This is a genomic window from Candidatus Bathyarchaeota archaeon (genome assembly GCA_029882535.1).
Classification (GTDB): domain Archaea; phylum Thermoproteota; class Bathyarchaeia; order Bathyarchaeales; family SOJC01; genus JAOUKM01.
The window spans coordinates 1-9,707 of sequence record JAOUKM010000042.1; the positions used below are offsets into that span (position 1 = coordinate 1).

14 protein-coding genes are annotated in these 9,707 nt (G+C 43.2%); 8 read left to right on the top strand and 6 right to left on the bottom strand.

The annotated features are described in order from the left end of the window. On the top strand, nt 1–293 hold a 293-nt coding region (locus OEX01_08530; protein MDH5449026.1), incomplete at its 5' end, for a nicotinamide-nucleotide adenylyltransferase. On the opposite strand, the gene OEX01_08535 is transcribed toward OEX01_08530, so the two are convergent. Continuing rightward, nucleotides 284–1,090 carry an S-adenosyl-l-methionine hydroxide adenosyltransferase family protein gene (locus tag OEX01_08535; GenBank protein ID MDH5449027.1) on the bottom strand — a complete coding sequence of 269 codons (807 nt, stop codon included), beginning with the start codon at nt 1,088–1,090 and terminating at the stop codon, nt 284–286. The two genes, OEX01_08530 and OEX01_08535, sit on opposite strands and share 10 nt — an antisense overlap. A gap of 160 nt (nt 1,091–1,250) precedes the next feature. Here OEX01_08535 and OEX01_08540 point away from each other — a divergent pair, with 160 nt between their 5' ends. From OEX01_08540 to OEX01_08555, 4 genes are all read left to right on the top strand, one after another. Beyond that, nucleotides 1,251–1,475, top strand: a complete 225-nt coding sequence (locus tag OEX01_08540; protein ID MDH5449028.1) for a hypothetical protein — start codon at nt 1,251–1,253, stop codon at nt 1,473–1,475. A gap of 112 nt (nt 1,476–1,587) precedes the next feature. Beyond that, nucleotides 1,588–1,767 (top strand): hypothetical protein, encoded by a 180-nt coding sequence (locus tag OEX01_08545; GenBank protein ID MDH5449029.1) that lies wholly within the window; start codon nt 1,588–1,590, stop codon nt 1,765–1,767. A gap of 68 nt (nt 1,768–1,835) precedes the next feature. After that, on the top strand, nt 1,836–2,033 hold the full coding sequence (locus OEX01_08550) for a hypothetical protein (GenBank protein MDH5449030.1): 198 nt from the start codon (nt 1,836–1,838) through the stop codon (nt 2,031–2,033). Nucleotides 2,034–2,278: 245 nt separating this feature from the next. After that, a complete protein-coding gene (locus tag OEX01_08555) occupies nt 2,279–3,292 on the top strand; it encodes a HEAT repeat domain-containing protein (protein ID MDH5449031.1) in 1,014 nt (337 codons plus the stop codon). Between the two features lie 125 nt (nt 3,293–3,417). Here OEX01_08555 and OEX01_08560 read toward each other — a convergent pair whose 3' ends face one another. Beyond that, complete coding sequence (locus OEX01_08560; GenBank protein ID MDH5449032.1) at nt 3,418–3,624, bottom strand: hypothetical protein; 207 nt, start codon at nt 3,622–3,624, stop codon at nt 3,418–3,420. Between the two features lie 288 nt (nt 3,625–3,912). Here OEX01_08560 and OEX01_08565 point away from each other — a divergent pair, with 288 nt between their 5' ends. After that, nucleotides 3,913–5,679 (top strand): VCBS repeat-containing protein, encoded by a 1,767-nt coding sequence (locus OEX01_08565; GenBank protein MDH5449033.1) that lies wholly within the window; start codon nt 3,913–3,915, stop codon nt 5,677–5,679. A 324-nt stretch (nt 5,680–6,003) separates the two neighbouring features. Here the strand turns inward: OEX01_08565 and OEX01_08570 are convergent, their stop codons facing one another. Further along, a complete protein-coding gene (locus tag OEX01_08570) occupies nt 6,004–6,285 on the bottom strand; it encodes a hypothetical protein (protein ID MDH5449034.1) in 282 nt (93 codons plus the stop codon). A 33-nt stretch (nt 6,286–6,318) separates the two neighbouring features. Next, a complete protein-coding gene (locus tag OEX01_08575; GenBank protein ID MDH5449035.1) occupies nt 6,319–6,588 on the bottom strand; it encodes a DUF167 domain-containing protein in 270 nt (89 codons plus the stop codon). 167 nt (nt 6,589–6,755) lie between these two features. Here OEX01_08575 and OEX01_08580 point away from each other — a divergent pair, with 167 nt between their 5' ends. Then, the gene (locus tag OEX01_08580; GenBank protein MDH5449036.1) at nt 6,756–7,148 is read left to right on the top strand and encodes a hypothetical protein; all 393 of its coding nucleotides are present in this window, start codon (nt 6,756–6,758) and stop codon (nt 7,146–7,148) included. Here OEX01_08580 and OEX01_08585 read toward each other — a convergent pair. Both OEX01_08585 and OEX01_08590 read right to left on the bottom strand, forming a co-directional pair. Beyond that, nucleotides 7,145–7,342 carry a hypothetical protein gene (locus OEX01_08585; GenBank protein ID MDH5449037.1) on the bottom strand — a complete coding sequence of 66 codons (198 nt, stop codon included), beginning with the start codon at nt 7,340–7,342 and terminating at the stop codon, nt 7,145–7,147. The two genes, OEX01_08580 and OEX01_08585, sit on opposite strands and share 4 nt — an antisense overlap. 257 nt (nt 7,343–7,599) lie before the next feature. Continuing rightward, nucleotides 7,600–9,105 carry a hypothetical protein gene (locus OEX01_08590; GenBank protein MDH5449038.1) on the bottom strand — a complete coding sequence of 502 codons (1,506 nt, stop codon included), beginning with the start codon at nt 9,103–9,105 and terminating at the stop codon, nt 7,600–7,602. A gap of 349 nt (nt 9,106–9,454) precedes the next feature. On the opposite strand from OEX01_08590, the gene OEX01_08595 reads away from it, so the two are divergent. Continuing rightward, the coding region (locus OEX01_08595) for a hypothetical protein (GenBank protein MDH5449039.1) at nt 9,455–9,707 on the top strand (253 nt) is incomplete at its 3' end.

Below are 9,707 nucleotides of genomic sequence, written 5' to 3' on the forward strand. Positions count from 1 at the left end.
TGCACGTTCACATGATGTGGGTTGCAGAGGTAAGAGGCTATACGCCCAAGTTTGAATATGTCTATTCGAATGAGTCCCTCACATGTCGACTGTTCATGGAATCTGGGTTTCCAGTCAAATCAATACCCTTCAAAAAACGCCATCTCTACCTAGCCACTGAAATAAGAGAGAGAATGCTGAAAAACAAAAGCTGGACAACACTCGTACCCAAAAGTGTCGCCAAATATATTGAAGAGATCGACGGCGTAAGCAGACTCCAAGACTTAGCTAAAACCGACAAAATTCAACCATAACTTCGCCGCTGAACCTGAATTGAATCGCCACACCTTGCCTTAAACCGTTTTGCAGCATTACCCTGATTCACTGAGATCCCTAAGAAACCATGACTGCCAACTATTGCAAGAGCCTCACCTAGAGAAACGTTGCCATAAGCGGAACAAAGCTTCAAAGTTGCAGTCTTCTTGCCTATTTCAATCCAGACAGACTCGTTTTCACGAACAGCCAGCTTCTTCAAGATATTCGACGAGATGTTTGTAATGATATTGCCAAAACTGTCAATGTGCAATACTTCGCCAAACACGGTATCCCCTTTCAAACGTGGTTTCACAAAATCCGGTTCTACATAATCTCTAATCTCTTTTCCAAACTGAGACGCATTAACTCCCGCTGCCAAATGGGCGGCAACAGACGCGAAAATGTCCCTGCCATGAAAGGTTTTCGAAACTTTTGGAAGCATGTATTGTGGATTTTCAATGACATATGCATGCCGTACGCCTTTCTTTGACGCCGCCAATATAAGCACTCCATTGTCAGGTCCCACAAAATAGCTATGTTTAGTTTCTACGATTATGGGATGCCGTTTAGTTCCAACGCCAGGATCCACCACGGCTACGTGTACTGTGTCTTTTGGAAAGTATGGTGCTGCGGATGCGAGCACGAAGGCGCCCATGCGAATGTTGAATTTGTCGATTTCGTGGCTAATGTCAACAATTTTTACTTCAGGACATTTGCTCAGTATGACGGCTTTCATTTCTGCAACGTAAGAGTCTTTCAACCCGAAATCCGAAAGAAGCGTTATTATTTGTTTCATAGCTCTCCCGTAAAACTACTTTATGCATGGCATATTTAACTTAGCAACAGCGTAAACTTATATGGTCGGACACGTGTTCTTAGTCAGCACTTATATATTGCCTCTCTAATTTTCATCAAGAAGAAACTGGTGAGAAAAATAGTTGGAAATAGCAGACTATTTGAAAGAAAAAATTGTCGAAGTCCGCCTTGCCAGACTTGTCGGAGAAGTCGTCTGGGCATTAGGCTCATGCATTTCTGTTGCAGGACTATTTTTTAAAACCCTCTTATTCATAATCATGGGTTTTTCGCTGCTGTTTGTAGGACTGTATCTAAGTGTCCACTATGAACTTCAACGACTAAACTATATGCATGCTCTAGAGAAAATTGCGCATCACGAAAAATAGAGACTGAATATTTGATGAAAGCCTTTTTAATGTACACAGTATTTACCATGAAGAAGCATCTATGTTTCCATTGTACTTTTGCCTAGGTTCGTTTGGGCTGCTTAGTTTACTTATGCTGTTAGTCCTTCTTGTATTAGGCATCATAATCTTTGTTGTCATCATGAAAATTCTCTTTTTCCTTTTACCTGCAGCTATCGTGGCTTTAGTAGTTTGGCTAATTAGCGGGGGGAACGAGGTGTTGGCGGGCATCGCCTTCATCGCCATCGCTCTTCTCTCTATCGTGAAACGGTAATTTCTTCAGATGACGGAAAATACGGCAAAGCTCCTTGTTATAAAGTCGAAGCCCTTAAACATTTCAACTTGGGTGAATCTGGTGTGCGAATTAAAGATAATGATAATGGCATAATTGCTGAGCTTTTCTTTAAGCCTGAGGGGATTCGTTGTAGTTACTGTGGTGAAGATCAATGTCGCCATGTTCAGTTTGGTCTATCTGCCCCAGCCATTCAGAAAGTTATTCATAAGAAACGAGAGGAAGGCTGGCGCCTTCCAGAGGTCTAGAGAGGCGAGTGAGAGTGAACGCAAGACTACTTATAGCCCTAATTTATGCCGTAATGTTTCTCTGGTCACTTTACGACCTTTTCACTGTCGCGGAATATATAACTGAACAAATGCCAAAAGATACTTTAATGTGCCTAGAGCATTACGAGCGTCGAATCTGAAGTAGGAATACTTCATGTCAATATGTAGTACGAGTGCGAAAAGTTAATCCGCTGTCATCAGTAGAAACAGTTGAGTGTATGTTCTTGAAGTACGATGAAGATGCTCGGTTTCGAGAACAGGTCGGGCTACTTATACGTGCGTTGCGGAGCGATTTGGAGAGTGTCAAGGAAGTCGCTGTTGTGCAACTCAGTCTATTCGGACCAAAAGCCATTCCTTACTTGACGTCAGCCCTCTCTCGCGCATTTGTTGAGACCAGTAGTTCAAGATACGAGCGCTCGAATCCAGAGGAAGCAATAAATGGTATCGTCAGGGTTTTGGGAATAATAGGTGATTCTGTCCCGATTTCTGACATTGCAAATGCTTTGCCCCGCCCAGAAGCGGTGGAAGCCTTGGCCAAGATTGGAAACAACAAGGCGCTCGAAGCTGTAATCGCGGGAATGCCGAAATGGTACGATGAATACGTTAAAATGCGTGCGCACGCGCGCCCAACCGATCGTCTATCGGTATGTAAGTTAAAACCCATAGACGATTTCGTCAGAAAGATTTTTGGTTACTTCGGGGAAGAAGGAAAGAAAGGGCTCCAAACTGCTTTGCACGAGGGAAACAATGAAACCAAAGATACTGTTGTGAAGATACTTGCTGCGCTAGGAGAACCCGATTTGATCCCAGCACTTCTAGAAGCCTTGGAGAATGTGAACTTTTCAACCAAAGCCGAGGCAGCTCGGGCACTCCATAAATTAAAGGTGAGAGAAGCTGTACCAAAAATGGTTGCTGAACTCCTGAAAACTCAAGATTACGTTCATTCCAGCTCCAGAAAAGCCGAAAATAAGTGGCAGGATGCCTACCGAGCTCTTGCGGAAGCTGTGCTTGAGTTGGGTTCCGTCGATGACTGGATGTTAATCTCATTTCATCGTACTAAAGTCCCTGAGGTCGACTATTATGGTTATGGTTGTCGGAAACCGAACTTTAATGCAGCAATCATCAACAGCGGTGAAAGGGCAGTACCTGGACTCACTAAACTGCTCCAAGCTTCCGATCCCGACATCCAAAGGGATGCTGAAGAAATGATTGCCAAGATAAAGCGCGGCAAAAAGTAGAACCAAGTCCATTTTACTAATAAGAGGAAGTTTTTGTCTCAGCATGCCAAAGTTTGTCGTAGACAAGCAACTGGTGTGCATAACTCTTAAGGATAAGAAAAGAGGTCGAGCAATACTGTTCGATCTTACGACCCAGAGGAGCCTCGCGTTTTTTTTAAAAGTTTGATCAGGTCCAGAACTTCTCTGTGCAATTTCCTTCTATCTCCTCCATACTCTTCTATTGCTTGGCTCACGACGTCAGTAAGACTCTGCCCGTCGTCCTCAGTTATTCTCTTTGCTAAATCATATGCCTTCTCTCTCACTGCGACGACCTTGAACCCCTCTTTCGGCATACCTTACACCTAGTAATTTATTGTAGTGTAGATAATCAGTTCTGGATCAGAACATTTTCTGTTCATTTCAAATTAAGAAATAAACCGCGCGCGCAGGCTAGTCATAATGCTGATTCCCTTCTTTTTGTTCAAGTAACTAGGCCCCCGGTACATGACGTGAAATGCCGCTGAGATGTTGTTAGCAATTGATACAAGCATATACTGTTTATGCTACGTCTGTAACAATAGAACAAAGTCTCATAGACTTTAAATACAGATTTGCTTGGTAATGCTAAAAGCGTGATTAAAATGAAGAAGAAAACGTTGTCGACTATGATGCTTACACTTCTTGTAGCAAGTGTTTTCACGTTGGGTTTAGCGCACGCAGGCGGAACTACAGGAAGCCCTGAAGGCTGGATGACTGGCGAGTGTGATTTGGCTCGAACAAGATACTATCCCTATCCATCAAAGTATCACATCCCGGACAAGCCTTTCGAGGTGCTGTGGACTTCCCCTCATGAAGGGAAAAATCTGATGGCTTTGACGGGTGACGTGAATGGTGACGGCAAGTTAGAAGTTGTTAAGGTCAGCGGTGACAATCTTAAAGTAATCAGCGGTGATGGCATTGTGCTGTGGACAGAAACGATACTTGGACAAGACGAGCCATATGGAGTGGGAAGGCTCCGTTTGAATATGTTGGAAGACGTTACAGGAGACGGCGTTCCAGAGATATTTGTCTCAAGAAAAACGAGCTACTATATACAAAACATATACGTGTATGACGGCAACCAAAATCGAATCAAAACCCTAAGCGGAACTGTGAGCTATGATGGCCTCATGAATGCAGTCGCAGTATTCGACGTTGATAAAGACGGAGACAAAGAAATCTATTGCGGCATAACAAGCAATTATGTCGCCAATCCTCGGGGTGCTTGTCTTTTCGACTACAATACAGGAGCTCAACTCTGGCTTTACGCGGCTGGCAACCCCATAGGAAACAGCATTGCGGACTTAAACAATGACGGCACATTGGATATCACGAACGGCTGGTGGCACACTGTGCATAACGGAGCCGCTGGGTATGGGAAAGGCAGCAACACCTACACAAGTGATTACTCCATCTACGTAGTCGTAATAAACGAAAACGGAGATGAAATCCTCACTAAGGAATTACATGGCGGGCATAATGATGGATCGGCATATGCAAAGATCGTTGACCTCGACAGAGACGGAACTAAGGAAATTATAATATTCCATCAACATTGGCCCGAGCTTTATCCTGGTTGGCCTGAGATCTTCCTGTGGGATTCCAACGGCAATTGCATAAAAAGCTACAAAGGCCCCTACAACACCGCACCGTATAGCGCGGCAGCGATTGCTGACATCAACAAAGATGGAAAAGACGAAGTTCTTGTCAGGGACACCGTAGGTAATCTTTTGGTTTTAGATTACAATCTAACCGTTATAGATAGTGCAACGGGCTACGTGCCGCAACTCGTAAACGACATAAACGGCGACGGTGAACTCGAGATAATTGCCAATGTCGTCGGTACAGGGGAACTGGCAGTCCTAGACCATAATCTTGACGAACTTTGGAGACTGTCATTCGGTGGGAGCGCCAAAGTATCTGATGTAACTGGTGACGGTGTAAATGACATTATCATGACAAGGGGTGATGGGCTGTATGTACTTTCCCTTCCCAGCATTGAGGCTACTGTAAATGTCGATCCAGACACCTTGAACTTGAAAAGCAATGGTGAATGGATAAGTGCATACATTGAGTTACCTACGGGCTTCGACGTTGCAAACATCGATGTTAGTTCAATTGTACTCACTGCTGACGGAGCAGACTTCTATGTGGATCCTGCCGCTCCTACAGCGATTGGAGATTATGACCTTGACGGTGTGTCCGACCTGATGGTCAAGTTTAGCAGAGCTGCAATAAGGGATTACCTAACAGAGCCAGACTTGGAAATCGAAGACGGGCCATTCTACAGCGTTGGCTTTTATATAACAGGATCTGTCGACACAATAACATTCTTAGGCGCAGACACGGTCAGAGTGCGCATGCCGTAAACCATAAGCTATACCCTAAACCTTCACTCTTTTTTTGACACACCAACCAACTTCAACAGTTTTGCAGAAGAACTATAACTGAAACCACTGACGCTTTGATTGGCGACTTGATTGCTAGAAGGCAAGACCTTTGCGCGCACTTTTTGTGGGGCTTCGTTGAGGTTTTGTCGGTTTTGCATGTATAAGCACACTCTACCATCATTTATTCGCGCGCTATAGGAATGAAATGTATGCTTGCGGAATTGGAAAAAAAGGGCTACAGGGGAGATACCTCCACGTTTGGTGCGCGTGCGAATCGATAGAACATGTAAAAGGTGACTGAAGCTATTTTTTGGTAAATCCGCGAAGCACAGAGTCTTCTCGTCTTAGAGCAGCGTCCAAACTCTTGCTCAGATCCACAACTTCTCGTTGCAAAGCATCAAACCGGTCATCAACCTCGGCGCGCTCAATTTTCGTCGAATCCTCGCTGAAAATGTTCAAGAACGGCATGGCTTTTCTATACTCTGCTTTCGTGCCAGCCATGTCTCGCATGATCTTGTCGTATTTCAACGGGTCAACATCGTGCAGTACACACGTAGCATTTTTTTGAGTGAATAAACCACACATAGAAAAGCTTTTCAGTCATAACTCCCGTTTTTTCTATGTTTTCAGGGCTTTCAAGACTTCTTTTTTAGTAGTATCTTTTATCAAAATATCTTTTATCCTTGAACGGCTACCTGAAACAATTTCGACTTTTCTTTTAAAAATCTTCGAAAGCTCCTTAATCAACTCTCGATTAGCTTTTCCCTCAACAGGTGGTTGTCTGCAAAATATTACAAGCTCATCATTAATTTGGATTCTGAAACTTCTTGATCTGGGTTTCACGTGAGCTTTCAACATCACTCCGTTCTTGGTTTTCAGTGTTTTCATTCAATCACCGTTTTTTCGCTAATGTTATGCTCGAAAGCGTCTGAGTTATGTTAGGTTGTTACCGGTTGATTAAAGTCTTTACAACAGCAAGGTTTGTTAGACAAAATACGCACGATTTCTTATTACAAACCGTTTTCGGAAATATAGAGAGATAGGTGACATGCTAAATGGCGATAGCCCGTGAAAAAGCCGCTCCAAGACCGCTTCAAAGAACTTCTCCAGAGACTAACCCCCTCAATGCGCAACAAGTCACCTCAATAGCCATGTCTTTTCTAAAATCGCTTGGACACAAAAAAGGAGTCAAGCCAAAACATGTTTTCGTAGAGAACCAGCGCTATCTTGTCGAGGTAGAAATTGGAAAGAAAATGCTTGCAAAGGTGCAAATAGACACTGTTACAAGCGAAATAAAAGAGTATGCCATAGAAAAAAAGACCGAAGAAGAGACGACAAGTTTGCCTGTGGAACCAAAAGCAATACTTATCATGGTTGCGGTGTCGGTCGTGGTCTCTCTCATCTTTACCATACTCGATCTTCAAACAATTTTAAGCAACCTGTTCTAGCAGCGTTTTTTAAGCCATCTTTCTTCTATTTGATGCACTTTGCAAAGCTCTGCCATGTACCAACTTCTATCCATTGCATAGTAAATGCTGAGAGTCATCCCTAAAACGAGAAATGCTACGTCTATGACGGTGAAAGACAAGCCCAACAGGCTGTAGTGGTTGGTTGAGTGTTGAAATGGGATGAAGAGAATCAAGCTTGGGTTTCCTACTTCGAGAATAGTCTCTAAGACTCTGCCTACAAGAAATACGAGGGCCTACCACAATCATTATGTAGCTGACAGTTTAGTTGTGCCTTGACTCCTCTGCCTTTTCATGCAGGCAGTCTCTTATTCCCAAACCCATCAGTGTTCTACAACAAAGGTTGAACAAGGCGGTCATACAAAAATGTGAAGGTTTTTGCTGTTTGGAAATTCTGTTATTAAGAAATTCAATACTAAAGTAAAGGGAGACGCTAGATTGTTGAGGGTGGTGGCGGCAGCAGTGAGGGTTGTCTTGTTAGCGGTTCGGATTGTCTTTTTGAACCCTTTCTCCTTAGAATGACAACAGCAACGGCGATTATTACGCCTGCTATTGCCGTAATCACCACAAAGCCTCCGAGGCCAGGTTCAGCTGAAGCGGTTGGGGCAAAGTAAACGGTATATGTTGGGTCATGCACTATTCTGTAGCCGCTGTAGTTTGGATAGGAGATCAAGTAGAGGTAATCTGCCCGCGTCATGTTTGTTATGCTCTCTTTTGCTCTTTCATAAAGCTGAGGATACATATTCACCAAAATTAGAGGCAAATATATCGCAAAGTTCCGGTGGAAGTTGAAGAGGTCTTTGTTTTTTGCATAGCCGCCAATCTCAGTGGTTCTGGCGACAGCGTCATAGGTGTGTGGTGTGCTTTCAGTGGGGTCTTCGGTGTAGTTGAAGAGGTTGTAGGTTTCTTTTACGCCGAAAGCAGTGTCAAAAATTTTCTCGCCATCGTCTGCGTAGGTTGATATGGTTGAATTGCTGACGAGAACTTTATTGTCTGTTACGTTCTGTCCGCTGGCAGAGGTGCTGTAAGTGTCTCTGTCCAGCATTACTGACGTTTGAAAGTCGGCAATGCTCATTTTGACGTTGTGCTTGTAAAGGAACCCATAAATGTTTGGCTCATTCGGTAATTTTACACCAAGTAGGTAACAACCTGTGCTGTTGTAGTGGATGAAGGGGAACACCCAGAGGGCGCGCATTCGACCTATAACATGGTCTTGACTTATGGTTGCTTTGTGTGTGTTTGGGTCTATTGTAAGGGTGTAATTGAATGTTAACTCATCGTAGGTTGCTAGTCCCCACGGACTGCTTGTATTAGTTTCATTTTCGTCTGTAATAGATGTCGTTATCCAAAGAGCCGTTAGGTTGGTGTATCTCATTCCCCACTTCCAAGTTAGTCCATCTTCAGACGAGGTTAAGGGGAAAACTTCTGATTTGCTGTTAAACACTGGAAGATCGATGTTCGGGAGATTGGCACCTAAGCTAAAGGATGCCCAAAGAGTGTCATTTCTGTCAGGTGAGTCTGGATAAATTGACTTTGTAGTGTCGTTGAACCCCATTATCATCAAGAAAGAGGATGCAACTAACACGTCTCTACTGTTATTCTCAGTCTTATAATGCAACAGAAGAGTCTGCATTGGAATTGTAAGATAAGCCAGATTCACTAAACTGATGTTACGCAACCCTGTATACAACATCTGTAAACCCATTTTGTTAACGTAAGTCATGTAAACGTAAGCGTGCCAATTGTTCGCTGGCTTTGGCAACCCGTGAAGCTGAGCCCATGCTCTTGCATAGTCGAAGTAGTCAATGGTTTTGGCGAAACTTTCTTTTTTAAAGTCTGCCTTTAACAAATCATTTGCTGAAACTGGAGTTGGAATTACAACAAGCATCGTTAACATGCACGCAACAAGCAAAACTGCTGGCAAAATCTTGAATTTCATTTTTAATCACATTTCTTATTGTTGTAAGCGTAGAAGCGGTTGGTATCTTAGAAAAGCCTTATGAATTATAAATGAAAAATAACAATCCATATTTGGACACTATTTAGAAAACCATGCGATAATAAAAGACATACAAAATATGATATTTAATGCGTTTCGGTGGAAAGTCATGAAGCTTCTAAACAGCTATAAGTGGAGACCCCTCTGCAAAAAACACTGCTTTGCCCTAGTGAGCGGAACACTAACGTTCTTCATAGTTTTTGCACCTCTGCAAGAAATGTAAATGCCTTGAGTAAAACTGTTTTTTTATCAGCATGTTTTTCAATTTGAGTGCACTACTATCTTTTGTATGAAAGACGAATGCGCTCTCTGCGGCAGAGTATTATCCCTTTACTCGTTGAGGCGTTGCCCCAGATGCAATAAGCTTTACTGTCGAAGCTGCATGACCGTGAATTTGTGGAGCGAACAAAGAGACTTCATATGCCTGAACTGTGCAAGAAGAATCGTTGCACCTCGACATGTCGGTTCTAAGTACAGTCCTTTGAGAGAGTATCTGCGGCGAAGAGGACAATTCACAAGTCTAGTTACGTTGACTCTCCCTA

Excerpts from the sequence above, each read along its gene's own strand:
- OEX01_08570 (MDH5449034.1), bottom strand. The coding sequence starts at position 6,285 with ATGTGTGGTTTATTCACTCAAAAAAATGCTACGTGTGTACTGCACGAT.
- OEX01_08545 (MDH5449029.1), top strand. The coding sequence starts at position 1,588 with ATGCTGTTAGTCCTTCTTGTATTAGGCATCATAATCTTTGTTGTCATC.
- OEX01_08590 (MDH5449038.1), bottom strand. The coding sequence starts at position 9,105 with ATGAAATTCAAGATTTTGCCAGCAGTTTTGCTTGTTGCGTGCATGTTA.
- OEX01_08535 (MDH5449027.1), bottom strand. The coding sequence starts at position 1,090 with ATGAAACAAATAATAACGCTTCTTTCGGATTTCGGGTTGAAAGACTCT.
- OEX01_08560 (MDH5449032.1), bottom strand. The coding sequence starts at position 3,624 with ATGCCGAAAGAGGGGTTCAAGGTCGTCGCAGTGAGAGAGAAGGCATAT.
- OEX01_08580 (MDH5449036.1), top strand. The coding sequence starts at position 6,756 with ATGGCGATAGCCCGTGAAAAAGCCGCTCCAAGACCGCTTCAAAGAACT.
- OEX01_08565 (MDH5449033.1), top strand. The coding sequence starts at position 3,913 with ATGAAGAAGAAAACGTTGTCGACTATGATGCTTACACTTCTTGTAGCA.
- OEX01_08575 (MDH5449035.1), bottom strand. The coding sequence starts at position 6,588 with ATGAAAACACTGAAAACCAAGAACGGAGTGATGTTGAAAGCTCACGTG.